This window comes from Variovorax paradoxus (genome assembly GCF_024734665.1).
Lineage (GTDB): Bacteria > Pseudomonadota > Gammaproteobacteria > Burkholderiales > Burkholderiaceae_C > Variovorax.
This window is the reverse complement of the sequence record NZ_CP102931.1, coordinates 980,642-1,004,675: the sequence shown is the minus strand read 5'-3', so window position 1 is coordinate 1,004,675 and position 24,034 is coordinate 980,642. Positions and strand designations below refer to the sequence as shown.

26 protein-coding genes are annotated in these 24,034 nt (G+C 67.5%); 17 read left to right on the top strand and 9 right to left on the bottom strand.

All coding sequences use genetic code 11. The annotated features are described in order from the left end of the window. Positions 1-10 precede the first annotated feature (10 nt). The 6 genes from NWF24_RS04785 (at position 11) to ureG (ending at position 4,859) form a co-directional block, all read left to right on the top strand. Positions 11-610, top strand: coding sequence for a HupE/UreJ family protein (locus tag NWF24_RS04785; RefSeq protein WP_258353206.1), 600 nt, complete (start codon positions 11-13; stop codon positions 608-610). Between the two features lie 8 nt (positions 611-618). Next, positions 619-924, top strand: a complete 306-nt coding sequence (locus NWF24_RS04780) for an urease subunit beta (RefSeq protein ID WP_021008918.1) — start codon at positions 619-621, stop codon at positions 922-924. Beyond that, positions 924-2,642 carry an urease subunit alpha gene (ureC, locus tag NWF24_RS04775; protein ID WP_258353205.1) on the top strand — a complete coding sequence of 573 codons (1,719 nt, stop codon included), beginning with the start codon at positions 924-926 and terminating at the stop codon, positions 2,640-2,642. The genes NWF24_RS04780 and ureC overlap by 1 nt, the downstream gene beginning before the upstream one ends. An 88-nt stretch (positions 2,643-2,730) precedes the next feature. After that, positions 2,731-3,333 (top strand): urease accessory protein UreE, encoded by a 603-nt coding sequence (gene ureE, locus NWF24_RS04770; RefSeq protein ID WP_258353204.1) that lies wholly within the window; start codon positions 2,731-2,733, stop codon positions 3,331-3,333. Between the two features lie 181 nt (positions 3,334-3,514). Next, complete coding sequence (locus NWF24_RS04765) at positions 3,515-4,192, top strand: urease accessory protein UreF (RefSeq protein ID WP_258353203.1); 678 nt, start codon at positions 3,515-3,517, stop codon at positions 4,190-4,192. 16 nt (positions 4,193-4,208) lie between these two features. Continuing rightward, positions 4,209-4,859, top strand: coding sequence for an urease accessory protein UreG (ureG, locus tag NWF24_RS04760; protein ID WP_093077507.1), 651 nt, complete (start codon positions 4,209-4,211; stop codon positions 4,857-4,859). Positions 4,860-4,874: 15 nt separating this feature from the next. Here the strand turns inward: ureG and NWF24_RS04755 are convergent, their stop codons facing one another. Continuing rightward, complete coding sequence (locus NWF24_RS04755; RefSeq protein WP_258353202.1) at positions 4,875-5,054, bottom strand: DUF3606 domain-containing protein; 180 nt, start codon at positions 5,052-5,054, stop codon at positions 4,875-4,877. Between the two features lie 229 nt (positions 5,055-5,283). Between NWF24_RS04755 and NWF24_RS04750 the strand changes: the two genes are divergently transcribed. Continuing rightward, on the top strand, positions 5,284-6,765 hold the full coding sequence (locus tag NWF24_RS04750) for an ATPase domain-containing protein (RefSeq protein ID WP_258353201.1): 1,482 nt from the start codon (positions 5,284-5,286) through the stop codon (positions 6,763-6,765). Then, on the top strand, positions 6,762-8,342 hold the full coding sequence (locus NWF24_RS04745; protein ID WP_258353200.1) for a hybrid sensor histidine kinase/response regulator: 1,581 nt from the start codon (positions 6,762-6,764) through the stop codon (positions 8,340-8,342). Before NWF24_RS04750 ends, NWF24_RS04745 begins: the two co-directional genes overlap by 4 nt. A 10-nt stretch (positions 8,343-8,352) precedes the next feature. Here the strand turns inward: NWF24_RS04745 and NWF24_RS04740 are convergent, their stop codons facing one another. From NWF24_RS04740 to NWF24_RS04725, 4 genes are all read right to left on the bottom strand, one after another. Then, the gene (locus NWF24_RS04740; protein ID WP_258353199.1) at positions 8,353-8,883 is read right to left on the bottom strand and encodes a hypothetical protein; all 531 of its coding nucleotides are present in this window, start codon (positions 8,881-8,883) and stop codon (positions 8,353-8,355) included. Positions 8,884-8,982: 99 nt separating this feature from the next. Continuing rightward, the gene (locus NWF24_RS04735; RefSeq protein ID WP_258353198.1) at positions 8,983-9,594 is read right to left on the bottom strand and encodes an ATP-binding protein; all 612 of its coding nucleotides are present in this window, start codon (positions 9,592-9,594) and stop codon (positions 8,983-8,985) included. Next, entirely contained in the window at positions 9,594-9,854 is a 261-nt protein-coding gene (locus NWF24_RS04730; RefSeq protein ID WP_258353197.1) for a hypothetical protein, read from the bottom strand. The genes NWF24_RS04735 and NWF24_RS04730 overlap by 1 nt, the downstream gene beginning before the upstream one ends. A gap of 93 nt (positions 9,855-9,947) precedes the next feature. After that, the gene (locus NWF24_RS04725) at positions 9,948-11,108 is read right to left on the bottom strand and encodes a porin (RefSeq protein WP_258353159.1); all 1,161 of its coding nucleotides are present in this window, start codon (positions 11,106-11,108) and stop codon (positions 9,948-9,950) included. A 211-nt stretch (positions 11,109-11,319) separates the two neighbouring features. Here NWF24_RS04725 and NWF24_RS04720 point away from each other — a divergent pair, with 211 nt between their 5' ends. The 3 genes from NWF24_RS04720 to NWF24_RS04710 all read left to right on the top strand — a co-directional run bounded on the left by NWF24_RS04720 (position 11,320) and on the right by NWF24_RS04710 (position 15,183). Beyond that, positions 11,320-11,988, top strand: a complete 669-nt coding sequence (locus NWF24_RS04720) for a nuclease-related domain-containing protein (RefSeq protein ID WP_258353196.1) — start codon at positions 11,320-11,322, stop codon at positions 11,986-11,988. A 77-nt stretch (positions 11,989-12,065) separates the two neighbouring features. Next, on the top strand, positions 12,066-14,480 hold the full coding sequence (bamA, locus tag NWF24_RS04715) for an outer membrane protein assembly factor BamA (protein ID WP_258353195.1): 2,415 nt from the start codon (positions 12,066-12,068) through the stop codon (positions 14,478-14,480). Positions 14,481-14,496: 16 nt separating this feature from the next. Beyond that, positions 14,497-15,183: a response regulator gene (locus NWF24_RS04710; RefSeq protein WP_258353194.1), complete on the top strand. Its 687-nt coding sequence runs from the start codon at positions 14,497-14,499 to the stop codon at positions 15,181-15,183. Positions 15,184-15,218: 35 nt separating this feature from the next. Here NWF24_RS04710 and NWF24_RS04705 read toward each other — a convergent pair whose 3' ends face one another. Both NWF24_RS04705 and NWF24_RS04700 read right to left on the bottom strand, forming a co-directional pair. Beyond that, positions 15,219-16,070, bottom strand: coding sequence for an intradiol ring-cleavage dioxygenase (locus NWF24_RS04705; RefSeq protein WP_258353193.1), 852 nt, complete (start codon positions 16,068-16,070; stop codon positions 15,219-15,221). Then, positions 16,067-16,225 carry a hypothetical protein gene (locus NWF24_RS04700; RefSeq protein ID WP_258353192.1) on the bottom strand — a complete coding sequence of 53 codons (159 nt, stop codon included), beginning with the start codon at positions 16,223-16,225 and terminating at the stop codon, positions 16,067-16,069. The genes NWF24_RS04705 and NWF24_RS04700 overlap by 4 nt, the downstream gene beginning before the upstream one ends. Before the next feature lie 158 nt (positions 16,226-16,383). On the opposite strand from NWF24_RS04700, the gene NWF24_RS04695 reads away from it, so the two are divergent. Together NWF24_RS04695 and NWF24_RS04690 are read left to right on the top strand one after the other, a co-directional pair. Continuing rightward, positions 16,384-18,003 carry an ATP-binding protein gene (locus NWF24_RS04695; protein ID WP_258353191.1) on the top strand — a complete coding sequence of 540 codons (1,620 nt, stop codon included), beginning with the start codon at positions 16,384-16,386 and terminating at the stop codon, positions 18,001-18,003. Continuing rightward, entirely contained in the window at positions 18,000-18,689 is a 690-nt protein-coding gene (locus NWF24_RS04690; RefSeq protein ID WP_093057410.1) for a response regulator, read from the top strand. The genes NWF24_RS04695 and NWF24_RS04690 overlap by 4 nt, the downstream gene beginning before the upstream one ends. 7 nt (positions 18,690-18,696) lie before the next feature. On the opposite strand, the gene NWF24_RS04685 is transcribed toward NWF24_RS04690, so the two are convergent. Beyond that, complete coding sequence (locus NWF24_RS04685; RefSeq protein WP_258353190.1) at positions 18,697-19,068, bottom strand: glutaredoxin domain-containing protein; 372 nt, start codon at positions 19,066-19,068, stop codon at positions 18,697-18,699. Between the two features lie 316 nt (positions 19,069-19,384). Here NWF24_RS04685 and NWF24_RS04680 point away from each other — a divergent pair, with 316 nt between their 5' ends. The 3 genes from NWF24_RS04680 to NWF24_RS04670 are packed head-to-tail and all read left to right on the top strand — an operon-like array spanning position 19,385 to position 22,108. Continuing rightward, complete coding sequence (locus tag NWF24_RS04680; RefSeq protein ID WP_218149754.1) at positions 19,385-20,215, top strand: transporter substrate-binding domain-containing protein; 831 nt, start codon at positions 19,385-19,387, stop codon at positions 20,213-20,215. Positions 20,216-20,239: 24 nt separating this feature from the next. Beyond that, entirely contained in the window at positions 20,240-21,355 is a 1,116-nt protein-coding gene (locus NWF24_RS04675) for an enolase C-terminal domain-like protein (protein WP_258353189.1), read from the top strand. 15 nt (positions 21,356-21,370) lie between these two features. Next, entirely contained in the window at positions 21,371-22,108 is a 738-nt protein-coding gene (locus NWF24_RS04670; protein ID WP_258353188.1) for an SDR family NAD(P)-dependent oxidoreductase, read from the top strand. On the opposite strand, the gene NWF24_RS04665 is transcribed toward NWF24_RS04670, so the two are convergent. After that, positions 22,081-22,938 (bottom strand): AraC family transcriptional regulator, encoded by an 858-nt coding sequence (locus tag NWF24_RS04665; protein ID WP_258353187.1) that lies wholly within the window; start codon positions 22,936-22,938, stop codon positions 22,081-22,083. The genes NWF24_RS04670 and NWF24_RS04665 overlap by 28 nt on opposite strands. Positions 22,939-23,053: 115 nt before the next feature. On the opposite strand from NWF24_RS04665, the gene NWF24_RS04660 reads away from it, so the two are divergent. Then, a complete protein-coding gene (locus tag NWF24_RS04660) occupies positions 23,054-24,034 on the top strand; it encodes a Bug family tripartite tricarboxylate transporter substrate binding protein (RefSeq protein WP_258353186.1) in 981 nt (326 codons plus the stop codon).

Genomic DNA, 24,034 nt, shown 5'->3' with positions numbered 1-24,034 from the left:
AGGACTTTCCATGCGCCACAACGCCTCCAGAACCCTCGCCCTGCTCGCCTTCCTGCTGCCTCTTGCAGCCAGCGCCCACACCGGCGTCGACGGCGGCCTGCACCACGGCTTCACCACCGGCTTCCTGCATCCGCTGACCGGCGCCGACCACCTGGCCGCGATGGTTGCGGTCGGCTTCTGGAGCGCATTGGCCGCGCGCCGCGCCTGGCCCGACCTGCTCTGGGCGCCTCTCGCCTTCGCCGGCATGCTGCTGGTGGGCGCATTGATGGGCCTGGCCGGCGTGCAGCTGCCGGCGGTCGAGCCGATGATCGCGGCCTCGCTGCTGGTGCTGGGCCTGCTGGTCGTCACGCGCGTGCATCTGCCGGCGGTGGTGGCCATGGCGGTGGTCGGCGTGTTCGCGGTGTTCCATGGCGTGGCCCACGGCTACGAGCTGGCCAGCGAACAAGGCGCGGCCCTCACGCTGGCCGGCATGGTCTGCGCCACGTTGCTGCTGCACGCCGCCGGCATCGCAATGGGCTGGGCCCTGCGCCACGCCAACGCATGGGTGCCGCGCGTGGCCGGCGCCGCAGTGCTCGGCCTGGGCGCGACGCTGCTGGCCCAAGCCATCTGAGGCTGGCCATGATCCCTGGCGAACTCCTCACCGACGACGGCGAGCACGCGCTCAACCCCGGCCGCCGCACCCTCACGCTGGTGGTGCAGAACACCGCCGACCGGCCGATCCAGGTCGGCTCGCACTATCACTTTGCCGAGACCAACGGCGCGCTCGGCTTCGACCGCGAGGCCGCGCGCGGCATGCGGCTGAACATCGCCTCGGGCGCAGCGGTGCGCTTCGAGCCGGGCCAGCAGCGCACGGTCGAGCTGGTCGATTTTTCCGGCGATCGCATCGTCTACGGCTTTCGTGGCCTGGTTCAAGGAAAGCTCTGATGGCGACCATTTCAAGGCGTGCCTACGCCGAAATCTTCGGCCCCACCGTGGGCGACCGCGTCCGTCTTGCGGACACCGAACTGCTGATCGAGGTTGAAGCCGACTACACGTTGCGCGCGGGCGGCTACGGCGAAGAGGTGAAGTTCGGCGGCGGCAAGACGATTCGCGACGGCATGGCGCAGTCGCAGCGCACCAGGGCGCAAGGCGCCGTCGACACGGTATTGACCAACGCGCTCATCCTCGACCACTGGGGCATCGTCAAGGCCGACATCGGCCTGAAGGACGGCCGCATCGCCGCCATCGGCAAGGCCGGCAATCCCGACGTGCAGCCAGGCGTGGACATCGTCATCGGCCCGGGCACCGAGATCATCAGCTGCGAGGGCAACATCGTCACCGCAGGCGGCATCGACAGCCACATCCACTTCATCTGCCCGCAGCAGATCGAAGAGGCGCTGTCTTCCGGCGTAACCACCATGCTCGGCGGCGGCACCGGCCCCGCCACCGGCACCTTCGCGACCACGGCTACACCCGGCCCCTGGCACATCGAGCGCATGCTGCAGGCGGCCGACGCGTTTCCGATGAACCTGGGCTTCCTCGGCAAGGGCAACGCCAGCCTGCCGCACGCGCTGCACGAGCAGATCGAAGCCGGCGTCATCGGCCTGAAGCTGCACGAAGACTGGGGCACCACGCCCGCGGCCATCAGCAACTGCCTGGACGTGGCCGACGCCACCGACACGCAGGTGGCCATTCACAGCGACACGCTCAACGAATCGGGCTTCGTCGAGAACACGATTGCAGCCGTGGGCGGACGCGCCATCTGCGCCTTTCATACCGAAGGCGCGGGCGGCGGGCACGCGCCCGACATCCTGCGCGTGGTGGGCGAAGCCAACTTTCTGCCCTCTTCCACCAACCCAACGATGCCCTACACAGTGAACACGCTCGACGAACACGTCGACATGCTCATGGTGTGCCACCACCTGGACGCCGGCATCGCAGAAGACCTGGCCTTCGCCGAGTCGCGCATCCGCAAAGAGACCATTGCCGCCGAAGACGTGCTGCACGACCTGGGCGCCATCAGCATGTTCAGCTCCGACAGCCAGGCCATGGGCCGCGTCGGCGAGGTCATCATCCGCACCTGGCAGACCGCGCACAAGATGAAGCTGCAGCGCGGCAAGCTGCCCGAAGATAACGAGCGCAACGACAACTTCCGCGCCAAGCGCTTCGTCGCCAAATACACGATCAACCCCGCCATTGCGCACGGCATCGCGCACGAGGTGGGTTCGCTGGAGGTCGGCAAGTGGGCCGACATCGTGATCTGGAAGCCGGCCTTCTTCGGCGTGAAGCCGTTCACCATACTGAAGGGCGGCACCATCGCAATGGCGGCGATGGGTGACCCGAATGCGTCGATCCCGACGCCGCAGCCGGTACACTTCCGCCCGATGTTCGGCGCGTACGGCGGCTCGCTGGCAAAGAGCTCGCTGACCTTCGTCTCGCAGGCCGGGCTGGCATCGGGCATCAAGGAGCGCTACGGCCTGAGCAAGCACCTGAGTGCGGTTAAGAACATCCGCAATGTGCGCAAGAAGGACCTGATCCACAACAGCTACGCGCCGAAGATGGAGATCGATGCGCAGACCTACGCGGTGCGCGCCGACGGGCATCTGCTGACCTGCGAGCCGGCAAAGCTGCTGCCAATGGCGCAGCGGTATTTCCTGTTTTGAAGCCGGGGTATGCGCCTGCTTGACAGGCTGCGTATCCTCGAAGGTATTCATTCAGCCAACGAGCGCCCCGGGGCGCTCCCTTCGCACCATGCTCACCGCCAACAAACTCATGCCCCAGGGCCGCGGCCTTGCGCCCGTGCTGCTCAAGCGCGCTGCCACCATCGAGCTCGACTGGGACATCCGCCAGAAGAGCCGTTTCGACGCCACCGACTCGCAGGGCCGCCAGATCGGCGTGTTCCTGCCGCGCGGCACCGCCGTGCGGGGCGGTGACGTTCTCGTGGCTGAAGACGGTTCGCTGGTGCGCGTGATCGCTGCGCCGCAGCCAGTACTGCGCATCACGCACTGCACGGCCCATGGCACGCCCTTCGACCTGACGCGCGCGGCCTATCACCTGGGCAACCGGCACGTGCCGATCGAGTTGAAGCCCGACCACCTCAAGATCGAGCCCGACCATGTGCTGGCCGACATGCTGCGTTCGATGCACCTGATCGTCGTGGCGGTCGATGAGGCTTTCGAGCCCGAGGGCGGTGCATACGGATCGCACGAGCATTCGCACGGCGGTGGTCACGGTCATGACCACGGACATTCCCACAGCAATGGCCCGAAGCCGCTCGTGCTCGCGCCGGAGTTGCTCGACGACCATGACCACTCGCACGGTCACGACCACAGTCATCATGGTCACTCGCACTGAGATGAAATTGCGTCGATGCGTTGTTCGTCGTTCCGACTGCGCCCATGTGCGAATGGCACCGGGTGCTCCCCGCAGCGAAATAAAGGAGGAGCCGAAGGCGGGGACATTCGCGGAGGGAAGCACCCGGTGTCATTCGCACGCACCCCGGACACGCAAATACAGCGCGCGCTGAAAAGCTGACATGCCAGACCCAGCCGCTCAAAGCCTCCTCCAGCTAATTTGGCTGGCCTCCCCAGCCCTGCCCGTAGGCGGCTTCTCGTATTCCGAAGGCGTCGAGGCCGCAGTCGAATGGGCCGGCATCGATTCCGAACCGCGCGCAGCCGAATGGCTCGCCGACCAATTGCACCTGAGCTTCGCTCGCGGCGACCTCGCAGCCTTCGCGCAAGCCGTCATGGCCTGGCGTGCCAACGACACTCAACGCATTCGCCAACTCAACGAATGGGTGATGACCACCCGCGAATCGGCCGAATTCTTCCTGCAGACCGAACAGATGGGCCGCTCCTTCGTCGAGTGGCTCAAGCTGCATCACGCTGACACCGCCGAAGTCTTCGCCGACCTGCCTGCGAGCTACCCCATCGCCTTCGCCTTTGCAGTGAGCCGCACCGGTGCCACGGTGCACGACGGCTGCCTGGCCTTTGCCTTTGGCTGGGCCGAGAACATGGTCGCCGCAGCCGTCAAGGCCGTGCCGCTGGGCCAGAGCGCGGGCCAGCGCATCCTCGGGCGGCTGGCGCAGGAAATCCCTGAGGCCGTGACACGCGCCATGGCCCTCGGCGACGACGAACGCCAGGCCTTCGCGCCCCTGCTGGCGGTGTTGTCGGCCCGCCATGAAACACAATATTCCCGCCTCTTCCGAAGCTGAACCGGACACTTCCTCCATGACCTCCGCCCTGCACCACATCCCCCATCGCACCAAGAAATTGCCCCCGCTGCGCGTTGGCATCGGCGGCCCGGTCGGCTCGGGCAAGACCACGCTGCTCGAAATGCTCTGCAAGGCGATGCGCGACAAGTACGACCTGATCGCCATCACCAACGACATCTACACCAAGGAAGACCAGCGCCTGCTGACCGTGGCCGGCGCGCTGCCGGCCGAACGTATCATGGGCGTGGAGACGGGCGGCTGCCCGCACACCGCCATCCGCGAAGACGCCTCGATCAACCTCGAAGCCATCGACCGCATGCTCGAAGACTTTCCGAACGCCGACATCGTGTTCGTCGAGTCTGGCGGCGACAACCTCGCGGCCACCTTCAGCCCCGAACTGTCGGACCTCACGATCTACGTGATCGACGTGGCGGCCGGCGAAAAGATTCCGCGCAAGGGCGGCCCCGGCATCACCAAGAGCGACCTCTTCGTGATCAACAAGACCGACCTCGCGCCCTACGTGGGCGCCAATCTCGACGTGATGGAGCAGGACACGCAGCGCATGCGCCGCCAGCGCCCCTACGTGATGACGAACCTCAAGACGCTCACAGGCGTGGCCGAGGTGGTGGCATTCATCGAAGAGCGCGGCATGCTCGCCGCGGGCTGAGGCCTCCGGAAAGAATCAAGGCAGGCCGAGGTAGACCCGCAGGTCGTCCTTGGCGGTGCCCGCCGAGGCCACTGCGATGCGCAGGCGTTCTTCGCTCACGCCGAACCACTGGGTCCAGTAGTCGACCTCCTTGAGGTCCGTGACGTCGATCCGTTCATCGTCCTGGGGAATGCGGATCTGGGTGTCTTCGCGCATCGTCTTCTCCTGAAGAGCCAAATTAAGAAGGAAGGGCGGCGGGAGCCGGTAGGGCAGTTTCTCCATCCGCCCTACCCGGCCAGCCGGACGATTCCGCTGCCCCGTGCAGGACATTTCCCATAGTCGCTCCCCGTGGCGCGCCATGCGGCGCCGTCCTGCACGCGGCCCCACGGCTTCGATGTTTGAATTTGGCATTGACCTCATTCACTCATGGAATGGAGAAGCCACCATGGAGCCTGATCACCAGCGACTGCTGAGCGTGGGCGTACCGGGCCTGAACGACGTGCTCGGCGGCGGCCTCGAGCCCAACCGGCTCTACCTGCTCGAAGGCACGCCGGGCGCCGGCAAAACGACCATCGCGATGCAGTTCCTGCTCGAAGGCGCGGCGCGCGGCGAGTCGGTGCTGTACGTGACGCTGTCCGAAACCGAGCACGAGCTGCGCGGCGTGGCCGTCTCGCACGGCTGGGACATCTCCAGCATCCACGTGCGCGAGATGCTGCCCACGCAGGACAGCCTGCAGCCCGAGGAGCAATACACCATGTTCCACCCCTCCGAGGTGGAGCTGAGCGAAACCACGCTGCGCATCCTGAGCGACGTGGAGGCCATCAAGCCCTCGCGCATCGTGTTCGATTCGCTCTCCGAGTTGCGGCTGCTCTCGGGCACCTCGCTGCGCTACCGCCGGCAGATCCTGGCGCTCAAGCAGTTCTTCGCGGGGCGCCAGTGCACGGTGCTGCTGCTGGACGACATGACCGCCACCGAACACGACCTGCAGGTGCAGAGCATCGCGCACGCGGTGGTGAGGCTGGAGCAGTCGCACTCCGACTACGGCTCCGCGCGCCGCCGGCTGCTGGTCGTGAAATACCGGGGCCAGTCGTTCCGGGGCGGCTACCACGACTACAAGATTCACCGCGGCGGCCTGCAGGTGTTTCCGCGCCTGGTGGCGGCCGAGCACGTCAACGACACCGCGCTGACCAAGCTGCCCAGCGGCATCGAGGCGCTCGACGCGCTGCTGGGCGGCGGCCTCGAGAAGGGCACCAGCACCCTGTTCGTCGGCGCGCCGGGCACGGGCAAGTCGTCGGTGGCGGTGCGATTCGCCATTGCGGCGGCCGAGCGCGGCGAGACGGCCGCGCTCTTCATCTTCGACGAAAGCGTCAACACCCTGCGCACGCGCAGCGCCGGCCTGGGCATGTCGCTGGATCCCCACCTGCAATCGGGCCGCATCCGCATCAAGCAGGTCGACCCGGCGGAACTCTCCCCCGGCGAGCTGGTGCACGAGATCCGCCAGGCCGTGACGCAGCACGGCGCGAAGGTGGTCGTCATCGACAGCCTGAACGGCTACCTCAACGCGATGCCAGACGAGCGCTTTCTGATCGTGCAGCTGCACGAGCTGCTCACCTACCTCGGGCAGGCCGGCGTGGCCACGCTGCTGGTCGGCGCGCAGCACGGGCTCATCGGCATGCAGATGCAGACACCTGTGGACGCCAGCTACCTTGCCGACGCCGTGGTGCTGCTGCGCTACTACGAGGCCGAAGGCGAAGTGCGCCAGGCCATCTCGGTGCTCAAGAAGCGCGGCGGCGCGCACGAGCGCTCCATCCGTGCGTTCTCGATGGACCAGCGGGGCCTGAACGTAGGAGAGCCGCTGCGCCATTTCAGAGGCATCCTGACTGGCGTGCCCGTGCCGATCGACGGCATTGCCACGCCAACGCAGTGACCGACGGCCCCACGATCCAGCTGCCGCAGCTGCGAGACCCGCAGCTGCGCGTGCTCATGAGAACGGCCACCGCGAAGGACGCCGTGATGGCCGCCGCCGTGCTTCTGCGCGCCGGCATCGAGACACAGGTGTGCGCCGACCTCCCCGAACTGCTGCGCGAAACCGAACGCGGCGCCGGCGCTCTGCTGGTGTCCGAAGAAATGCTCGCGGGCAGCGGCGCCACCGAACTCGCCGCGGCCGTGGCGGCCCAGTCCCCCTGGTCCGACCTCCCGGTGCTGATACTCGCGCGGCAAGGCGCCGATTCGCGCGCCATCACCACCGCCATGGAAGGCATGGCCAACGTCACCGTGCTGGAGCGCCCGATCCGCGTGGCCTCGCTGGTGAGCGCACTGCGCAGCGCACTGCGCGCACGACGGCGGCAGTACGAGCTGCGCCGCATCCTGGAAGACCTCAACGAGGCCGACCGGCGCAAGACCGAATTCCTGGCCACCCTGGCGCACGAGCTGCGCAACCCGATGGCACCGCTGAGCACCGCGCTGGCCATCCTCAAGCGCAAGCCGCTCACGTCGGAAGCCGCCCGGCCCTACTACGACCTCATGGGCCGCCAGCTCGACCACATGGTGCGGCTGGTGAGCGACCTGATGGAGGTCTCGCGCATCACGCGCGGCAAGATCGAGCTGCAGCTGGACGAGCTCGCGCTCGACCAGGTGATCCGCGGCGCGGTGGAGCTCAGCCGCCCGCTGATGGACGCCGGCCGCCACACGCTCGGGGTGCACGTCGCCGATGCCTCGCTGGCCTTGAAGGGCGACGGCGTGCGCCTCACGCAGGTGTTCGCGAACCTGCTGAACAACGCCGCCAAGTACACGCCCGAGGGCGGACGCATCGACGTGTTCGTCGAGCACGACGGCCACGGCCATGCAGTGGTGCGCGTGAAAGACAGCGGCGCGGGCATTCCATCCACCATGCTGGGCGCGATCTTCGACATGTTCGTGCAAGTGAGCGGCACCGCGCGCGCCGCGCAGGGCGGCCTGGGCATCGGCCTCACGCTGGTCAAGAGCATGGTGGAGCTGCACGGCGGCACGGTCAGTGCCAGGAGCGACGGCGCGAACCAGGGCAGCGAGTTCACCGTGTCCCTGCCGCTGCTCGACCACGGGTTGCGGGCCGGCGCGAAGGCCGGAGCCTCGGAGGCGACGATGGCGGTGCAGCACCGCATTCTGGTGGTGGACGACAACCGCGACGCGGCCGAGTCACTCGGGGCACTGCTGGGCCTGCTCGGCGCGCAGGCGACCGTGGCTTTCAGCGGCCTGGATGCGCTGGCGAAGGCCGAGCACTTCCAGCCTTCGGTCGCCATCCTGGACATCGGCATGCCCGGCATGGACGGCTGCGAACTGGCGCGCCGCCTGCGGACGCATCCGCGGCTGCATGGCATCGGGCTGATCGCGCTCACGGGCTGGGGCCAGCCCGACGACCGACTGCGCGTTGCGCAGGCCGGCTTCGACCATCACCTGCTGAAACCGGTCGATGTAGAGGAACTGGCGGTGGCGCTGCAAAAGCTCGATCAGCGCGGCGCCGCCTGAGGCACCCCGTTCAGAGCTCGCTGCCGTCGCGCAGCTGCCGCGCCTTGTAGACCAGCCGCACGCTCGCACGGCGCGGGTCGCTGACCTGCTGCACGTAGACGTCGGTGTCATTGCTCACCCAGGCGGCGTACGCGCTGCCCGGGTCGCGCGATGCGAGTTCGTTGCCGAACGCCCCGCGGCCCCATTGCACCAGTGCCGCGAAGGCTGCGGCGCCGTTGTCGGGCGTGGCCTGCGCCGCCGCGACGTATTCGACGCGTCGCAGCTCCGAGGCGGCGAAGAAGAAGGTCGGCTCGAACAGCAGCCCGGCCATCTCGACCGGCGCTGCACGCCAATTGCCGACGAGGCCGCCGCCGAGGCGCTGCGGCCGCTGCACGCGCTCGGCAGCAGGCAGCACGGCCTGCAGCTCCTCGGCCGTCATGCCCAGCCGGACGCCCGGCGGCAGGGCCTGCGCATGCAGCGCACCGGCGGCGAGAAGGGTCGCGCTCGCAGCGAGCGCACGGAGAAAAGTCGTCAGGAAAACAAGAGATCGCACGTCTGGCATCGGGGAAAGCGGCGGCACCGTGGGACCGCGAGTATGACGCGGAGTTCCACGAGGCCCGTCCATGCCGGCCTTGCGTCGATCAGTCAGTCAATCAATCGATCAGTGAGCGCGCTCGTCGGCCAGCAGCGGCAGGCGCAGTGTCAGTCCCAACACGCCGCCGGCATCCGGGGCTGAATAGATGCGTCCACCATGATGGCCGGCAATGCGTTCGCAGGCCTTGGCACTGGCCCCTGCAATCGCGGCCTGCGCGGTGTCGAAAAACCGCGCAAGCGGCGGGCGCACGTCGACGGCATCGAGGTCGTGCCAGTGAATCACGGCCTGCGTGCCTTCCGCATGCGCGCGAACCTGCAGCGTGGCCCCCGCGCGCATCACGCTGGCCGCGTAGTCCGTCACCTTGGCGAGCAGCTCGCGCAGCTCGGCCTCGATCGCCAGCACGGGCACGGCCTCAGCCGGCAGCTGGATGTCGAGACGGATGCCCTGGCAGTCCGGGGCGGCGTCGAGCAGCGGTCGCAGGTCCTGCACGCGGCTCGCGCTCATTCTTTGCCGCGCCTCGCTGCGGGCCTGTGCCGCGAGCTCGCGCGCCTTTGCGCCGTTCCGCATGTTGGCGATGAACAGCGAGGCCATCAAGCAGACCACGCCGCCAAGGCCGAGAAGAATTACGCCGGCGATGATGGCGCCGAGGCTGCCGGAATGCAGTTGTCCCCCGCTCATCAGCGCGCTCCCGGGGCTTGTTGAATGTCGGGCTCGCCCGGCATGCCGCGTGCGCAGCCGCCCTGCACGCCGCCGTAGGCGTCGCACGCGGCCCATCCGGGAGGTGGCGGCCTGGGGGCGCCGTAGAACATCGGCGGTGGCCCTTCGCCGCGAAAGCCCGGTGGTGGCGGGCGATACGGCATGGGCGGCGGGGGCAGCATGATGCAGCCGGTCAGGCCGGTGGCAGCCAGCACGCCCGCGAGGAGTGCAATTCGGTTCATTGGAAGAAGCTCACTGCTGGGTAGAAAACGAAAAAGCCGCGCGGAAGAAAAAGAGCGCGTGCTCTTCTTCTCCCGCGCGGCGCGCGTTCTGCATCAGAACGCGTGGCGGATACCGAAGTCGTAGCCGGTGGAAGAGCGCGGCAGGCCCGTGTAGGCCGTGCCCGTGCTGCCGTAGCCCGTGGTGCTGGCCGACACCAGGCTGCCCGTGTAGTTCACGTCGTTGCGGTTGTTCACGCGCGCCACCGTCGCATACAGCGCCGTGCGCTTGGACAGGTTGTGCACGTAGCCAACTGCGAACTTGCGTGCCATCGGGTCTTCGCCCGTGATGCCGGCCGTGCCTTCGTTGTAGCGCACTTGCGAGTACGCCACGCGGATCAGGCCTGCGCCCACCGGCACGGTCGCACCGATCAGGTAGCCGTTGTAGGTGTCGTGCGTGTCAGCCGCTGCCGCGTAGTCGAACTTGTTCTTCACGTTCGACAGCTCGCCGAACAGCTTCACAGGACCGAAGTCGTACGAAGCACCCAGGTTGATGGTCTGCACCCTGCGCTCCAGCGCGGTGGTGTCCACGACGGTGCTCTGGCCCACGGCCAGCGCCACGTCCAGCGGACCGTTGGCGTAGCCGAAGCGGCCACCGACGTAGCGGCCTGCCGTGCTGCTGGAGGCGGCCGTGGTGCTGGTGGCGTCGGTGCTGGCGTTCTCGTGCAGGCTGTACTGCACCTGGCCGTAGAAACCACCCAGGTTCGGCGGCAGGAAGTAGCCGATCGAGTTGCTGGCACGCACGTAGTTGGCGTTGTTGATGGTGGTGTTGCCGCTGACGGTGCTGATGACGTTGGTGCCCGAGCCGTTGGTGCCGAACGGATCGAACACGGTGTCGTTCCAGAAGGTGGCGGTGTAGTCGCGGCCCAGGCGCAGTTCGCCGAAGCCACCCGACAGGCTCACGGTGGAGCGGCGGCTGAAGGTGGACACGCCGGTGGCGCCGTCGTCGTTGGTGATGGGCGCTTCGAGCCAGAAGCTCGCTGCCAGCCCGCCGCCGAGGTCTTCGGTGCCGCGGAAGCCGATGCGGCTGGAGTTGTAGGCCGAGTTGCCCAGGCTCGTCTTGCTTTGCTTGACCGACGCGCCGGTGGTCGTGTCGCGCGAAGTGCTCGACTGGTAGGTCAGGCCAGCGTCCACGACGCCGAACAACGTGACGGACGATTGGGCAGAAGCCAGGCCGCAGACGGCCAGGGCAGCGAATGCCGTGAGGGTTTTCTTCATTCAGGGTTCTCCAGTTGCAGCGGCTCTCCATCGAGCAGCAGGCACGCATCGTCTCGTTCAAATTCGGAGGAATCTTGTGAATGCCTCTGCTTTGCGTGAACTGTTGTTTGCGTGCACTGCGCCGGGAGAAGCCCCGCACAACCGGAGGAAACACCTCACACAAGAAGTCTCCCAAAAGCAGCGCAATGCTCGGCGACCGAAGGAGTCATCCATGACCATTGCCATGCCAAGCACCGTCGCCACCTCGCTGGGTGTGCAGCAGCTGACCAGCGCATTCAGCCCCGCCTTTTCCTACCTGCGCATTCTTCGCAACCTCATCATTCCGATGCCCGAGGGGCATGCGGTGCGCACCGCGCGCATCGATGCCGTGGTGGTGTGCGAAACCGGCCTCTACCTGTTCGAAATCAAGGCCTGGCGCAATGCCTTTGTCTATCGCAAGAAGTCGGACCAGTCCCCGCCGCGCTGGTTCCTGCGCCTGAACGGCGGCAAGAGCGCGCGCGAGGTGAAAGACCCCGCATGGCAGGGCGGACGCAAGACCACCCAGCTACGCAGCCTGCTGCCCGAGGATCTGCGGCTGCAGTACTTCGTGCTGCTGCCGTGCGAAGGCATCGAGCTCGAAGGCGTGATGCCGGCGGCCGTCATCACCCAGCAGGACCTGCCCTACATCGCGCGCCTGGTGCGCAACAACGGGCGCACCGCGCGCACCTACCGTCTGCTCGACGAAGAGGCCGTCGACCGCACGGTGGAGCGCCTGCTGCAGATACAAGGGTCCCTGTCGCTCGAAGAGCATCTGCAGAACTGCCGAGAAAGAGCCGGGGTCGTCGCGGGCGAACAGGCGGCGCCGGCATGGCCGGCCTCAAACGCCATGGGGTTGCAGTAATGTAAAGACCCCGAGCGGCCCGGGGCAGCCGGAGAAAAGTCCCAAATTTCTCCGACATTGGCAAAGACCATCCGTCGATGCACTTTCCCAAGTCCCTCGCAGCGGCCGGCGCGCTGCTTGCCTCTCTCGTCGCCCCTCTCGTCGCTCTTCCCGCCTGGGCCGTCGAACCCTTCACCGTCAGGGACATCAAGCTGGAGGGCCTCCAGCGCGTCGAACCCGGCACCGTCTTCGCCACCATGGGCCTGCGCGCCGGCGACACCTACAGCGACGAACGCGGCAGCGCCGCCATCCGCGAGCTGTTCAAGCTCGGCCTCTTCAAGGACGTGCGCATCGACGTGAACGGCAACGTGCTGGTGGTGGTGGTGGAAGAGCGCCCCTCCATCGCCGACGTCGACTTCGTGGGCACCAAGGAGTTCGACAAGGCCGCGCTGCAGAAGGCCCTGCGCGAGGTGGGCATCGCAGAAGGGCAGGCCTACGACAAGGCCCTGGCCGACCGCGCCGAGCAGGAGCTCAAGCGGCAGTACATCAGCCGCAGTCTTTACAACGCACAGGTCATCACCACCGTCACGCCGCTGGAGAACAACCGCGTGAACCTGACCTTCACCGTGACCGAAGGCGAGTCCGCGCGCATCAAGGAAGTGCACGTGGTCGGCAACAAGGCCTTCAGCGAAAGCACGCTGCTCGACCTGTTCGACCAGGACACCGGCGGCTGGCTCGACTGGTACACCAAGTCCAACCAGTACTCGCGCACCAAGTTCAACGGCGACCTGGAGACGCTGCGCTCCTACTACATCACGCGCGGCTACCTGGAGTTCCGCATCGAGTCGACGCAGGTCGCCATCTCGCCTGACCGGCAGACGCTGACCCTCACCATCAACATCATCGAAGGCCAGAAGTTCGTGGTGGCCGGCGTGAAGCTCGCGGGCGACTATGTGGGCCACGAGGACGAGTTCAAGACGCTGGTGACCATCCGCCCCGGCGCGCCCTACAACGGCGAAGACGTGGCCGCCACCACAAAGGCCTTTAGCGACTACTTCGGCACCTTCGGCTACGCCTTCGCACGCGTGAAGGCCGAGCCCGAGATCGACCGCGAGAACAACCGCGTCACGCTGGTGCTGAAGGCCGAGTCCTCGCGCCGTGCGTACGTGCGGCGCATCAACATCGGCGGCAATGCGCGCACGCGCGACGAGGTGATCCGCCGCGAGTTCCGCCAGTACGAAGGCGCCTGGTACGACGGCAACAAGATCCGCGCCTCGCGTGACCGGGTCGACCGCCTGGGCTTCTTCACCGAGGTGAATGTCGACACCGTCGACGTGCCCGGCTCGCCCGACCAGGTCGACCTGGTGGTGAACGTGGCCGAGAAGCCGACCGGCTCGCTGCAGCTGGGCGCGGGCTACTCGTCCACCGACAAGGTCTCGCTGAGCTTCGGCATCACGCAGGAGAACGTTTTCGGCAGCGGCAACTACCTGGGGCTGAACGTGAACACGAGCTCGTACAACCGCACCATCTCGGTCACGGCGACCGACCCGTACTTCACCAAGGACGGCATCTCGCGCACGATCAACGTGTTCCATACCACCACGCGGCCGTACTACGAGGCCGACGGCAACTACAAGCTTGCGAGCGAAGGCGGCTCCATCCGCTTCGGCTTTCCGGTGGGCGAGCAGGACACGGTGTTTCTCGGCATCGGCCTGGAGCGCTGGTCGTTCACCCCCGGCACCAACGGCACCTACACGCTGGTCGACGGCTCGTACGTGTACACCGCGACACCGCAGGCCTACCTGGACTACTTCAAGTGCACGGGCACCGCGCCGAGCGTGACCTGCGCCAAGTCGAGCGTGGTGGGCATCCCGGCCACGCTGGGCTGGTCGCGCGACGACCGCGACAGCGCGCTGGTGCCCACGCGCGGCCGGCTGCAGAGCGCCAACCTCGAAATCGGCGTGGGCAGCGAACTGCGCTACCTGAAGACCAACTACCAGTACCAGCAGTACTTTCCGCTGTCCAAGCAGTACACGCTGGCCATCAACGGCCAACTCGGCTATGCGCGGGCGCTGGGCGACAGCACCTACCCGATCTTCAAGAACTTCTACGCCGGCGGCCTGGGCTCGATCCGCGGCTTCGAGCAGAACTCGCTCGGCCCGCTCGACTCGGTCACGGCCGGTGCGCTCGGCGGCACGCGCAAGGCGATCTTCAACATGGAGTTCAGCACGCCATTCCCGGGTGCAGGCAACGACAAGACGCTGCGCATGTACACCTTCTTCGACGCGGGCAACGTGTTCGCCGACCGCACCGCCAGCCTGACGGACGCGCAATGGAAGGCGCAGAACCGCATTCGCGCATCTGCCGGCATCGGCATCAGCTGGATCTCGCCGCTGGGCCCGCTGCGGCTGGCCTATGCGGTACCGCTGATCTACCAGAAGGAAGACACGGCCAACAACATCGCGGCCGACCGCACGCAGCGCTTCCAGTTCCAGATCGGAACCTCCTTCTGAGCGGAGTGCCCTGGCCATGGCTCGCATCCTGCTGGTGGAAGACGGGCGCGACAGCAGCGCCCCGCTGCTGCTCGGCCACCTGCAAGGCGCAGGCCACGAGGTCGAGCAGGTCGAAGACGGCTCGGCGGCGCTGGAGCGCATCCTGAGCATGCCGCCGGCGCTCACCCTGCTCGACATCGTGCTGCCGCGCATCGACGGCATCCAGGTGCTGGAGACGGTGCGCTCGCACGGCAACCACCCGATCATCATGCTGACGGCGCGCGCGCAGGAGGCCGACCGGCTGCTGGCGCTCGACCTGGGCGCCGACGACTATGTCTGCAAGCCCTTTTCGCCGCGCGAGGTGGTGGCGCGCATCCACACGGTGCTGCGCCGGCATGCGCAGTGGCGCGATACGGCCGCCCGGCCCTCGACAGCGGTGCGCTTCGACGATCCGCGCGGCAACGCCTGCCTGGAGGGTCGCGCGCTGAGGCTGACGCGCCGCGAGCTGCTGCTGTTGCGGGCGCTGTCGCGCGACCCCGGCCGGGTGTTCACGCGCTCCAAGCTGCTCGAAGCCGCGTTTCCGGAGGCCTTCGACGTCAACGAGCGCGCGGTCGACGGGCACATCAAGAACCTGCGCAAGAAGCTCGCGGCCGCCGTGCCCTCGCACGACTGGATCCGCTCGGTCTACGGCGTGGGCTTCAGCTTCGCGGAGCGGCCGGCCTGAGCCCGCACGCCCGCTGCAAGCGCGGCTTGCGAGGCTCAGCCTTCGGCGCGCGGCGGCACCAACGCGCGGGCGCGCGCAGTGCCTTCCAGCGCACGGGGCCGCATCGGACGCATGCCACCGCCACCAGGGGGCGGCATGCCACCGGGCGGCGGGCCACCAGCTCCCCCAAAGCCAGCACCGGGCCGCGGCGGCCGGTCGACCACCGGGGTCGCCGCCGGGTCCACCACCAGCGCGAGCGTGGCAACGTAGCGCTGCCGCTCCTCGCGCACCGCACCGAGCACCGTTGCGCCGGCCTTCAGCGCGATGCCGTCCACGCTGTTGAGCGTGTCGCGCAGGCGCGCGCGTTGGTAGAGCGGCATCTGCGTGTAGAGAAACTCGCTCAGCGCATCGGGCAGGAAGAACTGCGAGGTGAGCACGGCGTGCGCGCCCTTGATCACCTTGAAATGAATGTGCGTGGTGCGCCCCGCATACCAGCCCGGGTACACGGTGCCGAAGGACACGGCGCCTTCGCCGTCGGTGTGCTGGCTGCCGCGCAGGAAGGTCTTGCCTTCGAACGACTGGGCGCGGTCGTCGCCCTGCTCGCCGAAGCCCGAGTAGCGCCCCAGCGCGTCGCAGTGCCACAGGTCCACGCGCAGCTTGGGCAGCGGCCGGCCGGCCGCATCGCACACGGTGAAGCGCACGTCCAGCGGCACGCCGTCGAGCCCTTCGGTGATGTCGCGGCGCTCCAGTGCGAGGTCGAGGTAGTACGGCCCTTCGGTGGCCTGCGCGGTCAGCGGCAGGCGGCGCGGCGCGGCCAGTGCCGGGCTTGCCGATGCCGACAGGCCAGCGGCGCCGAGGGCGGCCAGCAGGCCGCGGCGCCCGGGGAGCAGCGAATCGGGGGATGTCATGGTGTCTTTTCCTTGTCGATCGGTCCGGCGCCGGGCGCGGAGGGCCGCGTGGCGCATCCCTCCGCCCAGAAGACGAACAGCGTCCACGCCTGGGCGATCAGCCAGAAAAACACCGTGATCGCCAGCTGCAGCGGCAGGTCCATGTGGGGGGTCATGGGCTGCATCGTGCGGGCCGATTCAGGAGAAATGGTGGAGAAAATTCCTCCCAATTTCCTCCACATTCGGCCGCAATGATCGGCCGCTTGCCCATGAAGTACCCCTTCGCCTGCCCGCCATGCATGCCGCAGAATGCGGCCATGCCTCCCCCCAGTCCATGCCTCACCTGACACTTTCCAGGAAGATTTTCCTGGCGCTGGCCGCCCTGTTGATCGTGCTGCTTATCAGCTTCGCGGGCCTGTCGATCATCGCGCTGCAACGCGGCCTGGGCTCCTACGTGGCCGAGATCGAGATCCGGCGCATGGACTGGCTCACCGACCTGCTGCTGAAGCACTACGTCGCCAACGGCGACTGGAAGAGCCTGCACGACAACGACGACGCCTGGCGCCGCCTGCAGATGGGCCGGATGGCTGCCCTGCTCGACAGCACCAGCAACGGCAGCAACGCCGGCGACGAGCGGCGGCTGCCACCCTGGTACGACTACCGCGCCATGCGCGGCGGCAATCCTTCCGCCCCTCCACAGCACGACAACGGCACCGACGGCAGCCCGCCCCCCCCGCCGCCATCGGAGACGACGCTGTCGTCACCACAGCTCGACCTGATGCCGCGCCGGCTGCCGACCATGCCGCCGCCGTGGTTCTTTCGCGATCCACGGGAATCGCCCGACTCCATCTTCCAGCGGCTGGCCGTGCTCGACGCGCACGGCGCGCGCGTGGTGGGCGCCGACGTCGACCTGGCGAACGCCGCGCGCACGCCGATCCGGCGCGACCGCACGGTCGTCGGCTATCTGGCGCTCACGCCGCTGCAGGGCCTCGAAAGCGAGGCCGACCGCGCCTTCGTGGCGCGGCAGTCGGGCGTGATCGTGCTCACGGGCCTGTGCGGCCTCGGCTTCGCGCTGGTGCTGTCGTGGCTGCTGGCGCGCCGCTGGTTCAAGCCCATCGACGAACTCACGCAGGCCGCGCAAGACCTGGCGCGCGGCCGGCTCTCCACCCGCGTCGCGGTGCAGGGCTCGGACGAGCTGGCGCTGCTCGGCCGCACTTTCAACGACATGGCGCAGCGCCTGGACACGGTCGAAGCCTCGCGCCGCGCCTGGCTGGCCGATGCGGCGCACGAGCTGCGCACGCCGCTGGCCGCCATGCGCGCGGAAATCGAGGCACTGCAGGACGGCGTGCGCACCTTTGACGAACGCACCGCGCTGCGGCTGCACCGGCAGGTGATACGGCTCGGCCAGCTGGTCGACGACCTGCGCAGCAGCATGCGCGAGCCGCAGAGCGACCTGCTCACTGCCACGGTGTTTCCGCTGTCGCTGCTGAAAGAAGCCCTCGACCACACGCGCGACCGCTTCGCCGCGCGTGGCATCACGGTGGACCGGCGCGCGATCGACCTCATCGGCGCCGCCGCGCAGCCGACCATCGACGGCGACGCGCACCGGCTGCACCAGGTCTTCATGAACCTGCTGGAGAACACACTGGCCTACACCGACCAGGGCGGCCAGCTGCGCATCGACGTCACGGTCGAGGGCGCATGGACCGGCAACTGCCTCACCCTGCTGTTCGACGACAGCGCGCCGGGCGTGCCCGAGGCCGAACTGCCGCGCCTGTTCGACCGCCTGTTCCGCGGCGAGGCCTCGCGCAGCCGCGAACACGGTGGCTCCGGGCTCGGCCTTTCGATCTGCCGCGCGACCATCGAGACGCACGGCGGCACCATCGATGCGTCAGCCTCGCCCCTGGGCGGGCTGCGCGTGACCATCACCCTTCCACTGGCGACATCCTCATGACACGCATCGTCATCGTCGAAGACGAAACCGACATCGCCTCGGTGGTGCAGGACTACCTGCGCCACGCGGGCTACGAAACCGAGCACTTCACCGACGGGCAAAGCGCGCTGGAAAGCATCGTCGCCGCACCGCCCGACCTCACACTGCTCGACATCATGCTGCCGCGGCTCGATGGCATCGAGGTGCTGCGCCGCGCGCGCGAGCACACGGCGCACCCGATCATCATGCTGACCGCGCGCATCGAGGAGGTCGACCGGTTGCTGGGCCTGGAGCTGGGCGCCGACGACTACGTGTGCAAGCCCTTCTCGCCGCGCGAGCTGGTGGCGCGCGTGCGCGCCGTGCTGCGGCGCACCGCACCCGGACTGGCCCAGGGCTCGGCCTCGCAGAGCGACGCGCCGGGGCTGGTGCTCGACGACGTGCACTGGCGCGCGTCACTCGAAGGCACGCCGCTGAACCTCACGCGGCGCGAGTTCGGGCTGCTGCAGGTGCTGTCGCGGCACCCGGGGCGCATCTTCTCGCGCTCCCGCCTGCTCGAGCTGGCTTATGACGACACGGTGGACGTGACCGAACGCGCCATCGACAGCCACGTGAAGAACCTGCGCCGCAAGCTCGGCTCGGTCACGCCCGAGCACGACTGGATACGGTCGGTGTACGGCGTCGGCTTTGCGTGGGAAGTGCCGGGCTAGCCGGTGGCTATTGGCTGGCGAGAAGCGTCTTGAGCTCGCCGCTGTCGATGAGCTTCTGCAAGTCCGTGGCGCCGCCGACCAGCATGCCTTTGACGAACACCATCGGAAAGGTCGGCCACCCGGTCCACATCTTGAGCGCGTTGCGGTCGCGCCATTGGCTCAGGTAGCTGCCGTACCCGAGGTACTTGTACGGCTGCCCGATCCGGTCGAGGGCCTGGCGCGCTTTCTTCGGGAACGGATTGATGCCCATGCCGACCACGACCACGTCGTGACTCGCGACTGCCGCCATGACCTCACGCACGAAGGTCTGGCGGCTGTCGGCCAGCCTTGCGCGGATGGCGGGGTGGATGCGGGCTTCTTCGAGAACGGGGCGGGGCATGGGGAGCTTTCAGTGGTTCGTGTGAATGTAAGGGCCCCGGGGGCGGCGCTTCCTGACTGCCAGCCAGCCAGTAATCCATCGTTGCAATGGCAAGCTTCTTGCTCGACACCCTTGTGACTTGCTCATCCCCAGGGATCGCATATCGGCATCCGCCGTCGTCGAAACGACGAGATCGAGTGTTCTTTCGACGATCTGGTCTCTACCTTCGGTCTCCTGTCGTACCTACGATCACATCCACCGAAGACTGTCATCGCTTCAAGTCGAAGCCGATGCCTTTTTTCCCCCTCCCCCGAGCCCTGAAAACGGAGTATTCATCATGAAGCGTCGCGATTTTGTTGCTGGTTCAATGTTGGCGGCGGGTGCCGCTCCGTGGGCGACCGCGTTGGCGCAGGCGAGCGAATCGACATGGGAGCGCGTAACGCGCACCAAGGTCATGCGCGTCGGCGCGGTCGATGGCGGACTGCCCTATTACAAGAAGGACATGGTGAGCGGGGAGTGGCTCGGCTGCATGGCCGATTTCTATCGCGGCCTGGCCAAGAGCCTGGACGCAAAGCTCGACATCACGCCCACCAGCTGGGGCAATTCCGTGCTCGAGTTGCAATCGCAAAAGATCGACATCTTCTTCGGCCTGAACCCGACGCCCGCGCGCCTGCAGGTGATCGACTTCACTGACCCGGTTTTGAACATCGCCTTTGCCGCGGTCTGCAAGAAGGGCTATGCGCCCAAGACCTGGGCAGAGCTAGACCAGCCCACGATCCGCGTCGTGGTCGACAAGGGCTCTTCGCACGACACGCTCGCCACACGCCTGCTCAAGAACGCGGAGATCACCCGGCTGGACAGCGCCGTCGATGCAACGCTGGCGCTGCAGGTCGGGCGCGCCGACGCGCAGATCCTCGTCCTGCCGCTGGCTCTGAGCCTGGCCAGCAAGAACCCCGCGGTGGGCCAGGTGGTCATCCTGACGCCCGAAGAAGTCGCAACCTCCAATGGCGGCGTTCGCAAGGAGGCCGACACGCGTTGGCTCAAGCACGTCAACGGATGGCTCGCCAGCGAACGCGCAAGCGGAAACATCCGCAAGACCTTCATCTCGAACCTCAAGTCTGTCGGGGGCGTCAGCGAAGACAAGATCCCGCCGCAGATCAAGGTCTGACGATCACTCCCGAGCACGATCATCATGAAGATCCAGAACATTGAAGTGCACCTGCTCGAATCGCCCATCAAGATGAAGCGATCGCAGGGCGTGGGAAGCATCCAGGCCTCCATCAAGCGCGTGGTGGTCCGCGTGCGAACCGACCAGGGCATCGATGGCATCGGCGAGGGGCAGGCGTGGGAGGTGTTCTCGGGCACCAACGAGAACCTGTTCCACGGCATTGCGCAGTACCTGCGCCCCGTGCTCCTGGGCACAGACCCGCGCGACATTCCGCAGCGCATGGCCGATTGCGACCGGGCGCTGGTCGGCAGCCCCGAAGCCAAGGCCGCGGTGGAGATGGCCCTGTTCGACCTGTGCGGCAAGGCGGCCAACCTGCCGCTGTATTCGCTGATCGGCGGCAAGGTGCGCGACAGGATTCCCTTTTCTTTCTCCATCGCCAATCCCGACATTGACGCCGACATCGAGCTCGCCAAGCAGATGCTCAGCGCCGGGCATCGCATCTTCAAGGTGAAGACGGGCTTTGCCTCGCATGCGGAAGACATGCGCCGGCTCTCGCTGCTGAGAGAGCATCTGGGCTTCGAGTTCGATTTGCGCATCGACTACAACCAGGGCCTGCAGCCCTACAACGCGCTGCAGCAGCTGCGTGACGTCGAGCAGTTCAAGCCCACCTTCATCGAACAACCGGTGCCGCGAGACGCCATCGCGGCCATGGCGCAGATTGCAGCGGCACTCGACACGCCGATCATGGCCGACGAAAGCGTGTTCTCCCCGGCCGAGGCGCTGCGCACGGTGCAGGAGCGCGCCGCCGACATCATCAGCATCAAGCTCATGAAGGCCGGTGGCATCGGCAAGGCCATGAAGGTGAACGCGATCGCCGAGGCGGCGGGTCTTCCTTGCTACGGTGGCACGCTGTGGGAGGGCGGCGTTGCACTGGCAGCGGCGTCGCACTTCATTGCGGCAAGTGCCAACGTCTCTCTGGGCTGCGAGTTCTACATGCCGAAGTATGTTTTCCAGGAAGACATCCTGGTCCGCATGACGCCGGCGGAAGCGGGGCACGTGCATGTGCCGAGCGGCCCGGGCATCGGTGTCGAGATCGACTGGAAGATCGTCGAGAAGCAACGCATCGCGTTCTCGGCCTGAAGCGCCGGCTTTGGCATGAACACCGTCATCGTGACCGGCGCGGGCTCGGGCATCGGCGCCGCAACCTGCCGGCTCCTTTCAACACAGGGCGTCGACCTTGTGATTCACACCGGCAGCAACCGTGCGGCGGCCGAAGCGGTGGCACAGCAATGCGGCGCGGTGCGAAGCACCGTCGTGGTCGGAGATATCGGCACGCCGCAGACGATCGACGCCCTGCTCGATGCCGCACAAGCCCAGGGCGGCCTTCGCGGCGTGGTGGCCAATGCCGGCTTCGCGGACAGGCGTTCGCTCGCTGAGCTGGATGACGACATCGTCGAGCGCTCGCTGCACGTCATGGTCGTTTCGCTAGCGCACCTCCTGCGCAGGAGCCTGCCTCTGCTGGAGGCGAGCGGGCAGGGTCGCTTCGTTGCGGTGAGTTCGTTCGTCGCACATCGCTTCCGTCTGGGCAGTTCCACATTTCCCGCGACGGCCGCTGCCAAGGCGGGCGTGGAAGCGCTGGTGAAAGCCGCAGCCGCCGAAATGGCGCCGCGCGGCGTGACCGTCAATGCCGTGGCGCCGGGCTATGTGCGGAAAGACAGCGCGAAGGCCGGTGCGCTCAACGAGCATCAATGGAAAGCGGCCCTGGCACAGGTGCCCATGGGCAGGCTGGCGACCCCCGACGACATCGCGGCCCCGATTGCCTTCCTGTTGAGTCCGGCGGCAGCCTTCATCACAGGACAGGTGATTCATGTCGACGGGGGAATGACGCTGTAGAAGGCCGGGGCGGGCCCCGAGGCGCGGATCTGCGTCGCGGTCTTCGCCCAGGTCTTCTCCAGCATCCGCGACAGGTACGAACCCGACTCCCAGCCCACCTGCAGGGCAATGGACAGCACCGACTCCCTCGTGTGCGTCAGCAGGTAGGCCGCGCGCTCCAGGCGCCGGCGCTGCAGCCAGGCCAGCGGCGACACGCCGTACTTCGCTCGGAAGATGCGCTCCACCTGGCGGCGCGAGAGGCGGTGCTGCTGGGCAAAGGCTTCCAGCGACAGGGGCTCTGCCAGGTCGCTTTCGATGGCTTCGGCCAGCAGTTCGGCCACCAGCAGGTCCGATGACGGATCGCCATCGGACAGCGGGTTGCCGCTGAGCCGCGCAGCCTCCATGACGAGCGCGCCGCACAGCGCGTAGTTTTCGCCAGCGCCGGTCTTCGCGGACTCGAACATCCGCTGCGACAGTGCTCGCAGCGCAGTGCTGCCCGCGCGCATGCCCTGCGGCGGCTCCGAGACACCCTGCGCCTGCAACGCGGTCGCCCACAGCGCGGGATCGACGTAGACCGCGATGTGCGTCTGCCCTGCGGTAAGCGTGGTCGTCGAATGCGCGCTCCCCGCCGCAAACCACACGAAGTGCCCGGGACCGAGACGCTGCGCCTCGCCCCGCGCGTCGCCGACGCTGAAGCGCCCCGCGAGGGGCACGAACAGCATGTCGCAATCGTGCACGTGGGTGTCGGTCGCATAGCGATCGCGGGTGCTCGCGACCATGGTGGCGTGGTGCGACAGCCGCTCGACGAACAGCGACTGGCGGGGCGTCGGGGGCGCGTTGTTCAGGTGCATGGCCACTCCTTGTCGCAGTCCTTGTCGCAATTGAATTCGTGCATGTCGCAATCGGTCGCGCGCGTTTGCGCACGCTCAACAGAATCGGGAAACACCACTCCCGCAAGCAAGAAGCATGACCCCAAAACCTCTGCGCCGCGCGCTCCTCGGTCTGGCAGCCGCCGGGCTCCTGTACGGCCCTGCAGCCTCATGGGCAGCCCCGGACTATCCGAACAAGCCGGTCACGATCATCGTACCCTTCCCCGCCGGCGGCGGCACGGACGTGATCTTCCGCTCGGTGCAGCAGCGGCTGCAGGCCGCGCTCGGCGTGTCGGTGATCATCGACAACCGCTCTGGCGCGGGCGGCACCGTGGGCACAGGCTTCGGCGCGAAGGCGAATCCCGATGGCTACACGCTCGTGGCGGCCACCACGTCGACCATCGCATCGGCCGACGCGGTGTACCCGAAGCTGCCCTACGACCCGATCAAGGACCTGGTGCCGGTCGGCACCATCGGCACCACGCCCTTCGTGCTGGTGGTGACGCCTTCGCTGGAGGCGCGCGACGTGAAGGGCTTCATCGATTACGCCAAGGCCCACCCCCAGGCGCTCAACTACGGCAGCATCGGCAACGGCAGCCTGAGCCATCTGGCGGGCGAACTCTTCAAGCAGCGCACCGGCATCGAGATGACGCATGTGCCCTACCGCGGCGCGGCGCCCGCGCAGGCCGACCTGATGGCGGGGCAGATCCAGGCGCTGTTCGACAACCCGCCCGCGCTACTCGCGCAGGTACGCGGCGGCCGCATGCGGGCGCTGGCCATCAGCGAGCCCTCGGCCGGCTTCGACGGCGTGCCCACTTTCGAGCAGGCCGGCATCAAGGACTTCAAGCCCCAACTCTGGTACGGCCTGATGGCTCCGGCAGCCACGCCGCAGCCGGTGGTGCAGCGCCTGCGCGCGGCGCTCGACACCGCCTTGCGCGACCCGGCCCTGCGCGCCGACATGCTGGCCAAGGGCGTGACGCCGTGGAACGTGCAGCCCGACGTGTTCCTTGCGCAGATACGTGGCGACATCAAGCTCTGGGGCGGCATCGCGCGCTCGGTGAAAGCGAGGGCCGATTGA

What these genes read in the sequence shown, in the direction of transcription:
- NWF24_RS04785 (WP_258353206.1), top strand. Translation starts at nt 11, where the DNA reads ATGCGCCACAACGCCTCCAGAACCCTCGCCCTGCTCGCCTTCCTGCTG.
- NWF24_RS04780 (WP_021008918.1), top strand. Translation starts at nt 619, where the DNA reads ATGATCCCTGGCGAACTCCTCACCGACGACGGCGAGCACGCGCTCAAC.
- ureC (WP_258353205.1), top strand. Translation starts at nt 924, where the DNA reads ATGGCGACCATTTCAAGGCGTGCCTACGCCGAAATCTTCGGCCCCACC.
- ureE (WP_258353204.1), top strand. Translation starts at nt 2,731, where the DNA reads ATGCTCACCGCCAACAAACTCATGCCCCAGGGCCGCGGCCTTGCGCCC.
- NWF24_RS04765 (WP_258353203.1), top strand. Translation starts at nt 3,515, where the DNA reads ATGCCAGACCCAGCCGCTCAAAGCCTCCTCCAGCTAATTTGGCTGGCC.
- ureG (WP_093077507.1), top strand. Translation starts at nt 4,209, where the DNA reads ATGACCTCCGCCCTGCACCACATCCCCCATCGCACCAAGAAATTGCCC.
- NWF24_RS04755 (WP_258353202.1), bottom strand. Translation starts at nt 5,054, where the DNA reads ATGCGCGAAGACACCCAGATCCGCATTCCCCAGGACGATGAACGGATC.
- NWF24_RS04750 (WP_258353201.1), top strand. Translation starts at nt 5,284, where the DNA reads ATGGAGCCTGATCACCAGCGACTGCTGAGCGTGGGCGTACCGGGCCTG.
- NWF24_RS04740 (WP_258353199.1), bottom strand. Translation starts at nt 8,883, where the DNA reads ATGCCAGACGTGCGATCTCTTGTTTTCCTGACGACTTTTCTCCGTGCG.
- NWF24_RS04735 (WP_258353198.1), bottom strand. Translation starts at nt 9,594, where the DNA reads ATGAGCGGGGGACAACTGCATTCCGGCAGCCTCGGCGCCATCATCGCC.
- NWF24_RS04730 (WP_258353197.1), bottom strand. Translation starts at nt 9,854, where the DNA reads ATGAACCGAATTGCACTCCTCGCGGGCGTGCTGGCTGCCACCGGCCTG.
- NWF24_RS04725 (WP_258353159.1), bottom strand. Translation starts at nt 11,108, where the DNA reads ATGAAGAAAACCCTCACGGCATTCGCTGCCCTGGCCGTCTGCGGCCTG.
- NWF24_RS04720 (WP_258353196.1), top strand. Translation starts at nt 11,320, where the DNA reads ATGACCATTGCCATGCCAAGCACCGTCGCCACCTCGCTGGGTGTGCAG.
- bamA (WP_258353195.1), top strand. Translation starts at nt 12,066, where the DNA reads ATGCACTTTCCCAAGTCCCTCGCAGCGGCCGGCGCGCTGCTTGCCTCT.
- NWF24_RS04710 (WP_258353194.1), top strand. Translation starts at nt 14,497, where the DNA reads ATGGCTCGCATCCTGCTGGTGGAAGACGGGCGCGACAGCAGCGCCCCG.
- NWF24_RS04705 (WP_258353193.1), bottom strand. Translation starts at nt 16,070, where the DNA reads ATGACATCCCCCGATTCGCTGCTCCCCGGGCGCCGCGGCCTGCTGGCC.
- NWF24_RS04700 (WP_258353192.1), bottom strand. Translation starts at nt 16,225, where the DNA reads ATGACCCCCCACATGGACCTGCCGCTGCAGCTGGCGATCACGGTGTTT.
- NWF24_RS04695 (WP_258353191.1), top strand. Translation starts at nt 16,384, where the DNA reads ATGCCTCACCTGACACTTTCCAGGAAGATTTTCCTGGCGCTGGCCGCC.
- NWF24_RS04690 (WP_093057410.1), top strand. Translation starts at nt 18,000, where the DNA reads ATGACACGCATCGTCATCGTCGAAGACGAAACCGACATCGCCTCGGTG.
- NWF24_RS04685 (WP_258353190.1), bottom strand. Translation starts at nt 19,068, where the DNA reads ATGCCCCGCCCCGTTCTCGAAGAAGCCCGCATCCACCCCGCCATCCGC.
- NWF24_RS04680 (WP_218149754.1), top strand. Translation starts at nt 19,385, where the DNA reads ATGAAGCGTCGCGATTTTGTTGCTGGTTCAATGTTGGCGGCGGGTGCC.
- NWF24_RS04675 (WP_258353189.1), top strand. Translation starts at nt 20,240, where the DNA reads ATGAAGATCCAGAACATTGAAGTGCACCTGCTCGAATCGCCCATCAAG.
- NWF24_RS04670 (WP_258353188.1), top strand. Translation starts at nt 21,371, where the DNA reads ATGAACACCGTCATCGTGACCGGCGCGGGCTCGGGCATCGGCGCCGCA.
- NWF24_RS04665 (WP_258353187.1), bottom strand. Translation starts at nt 22,938, where the DNA reads ATGCACCTGAACAACGCGCCCCCGACGCCCCGCCAGTCGCTGTTCGTC.
- NWF24_RS04660 (WP_258353186.1), top strand. Translation starts at nt 23,054, where the DNA reads ATGACCCCAAAACCTCTGCGCCGCGCGCTCCTCGGTCTGGCAGCCGCC.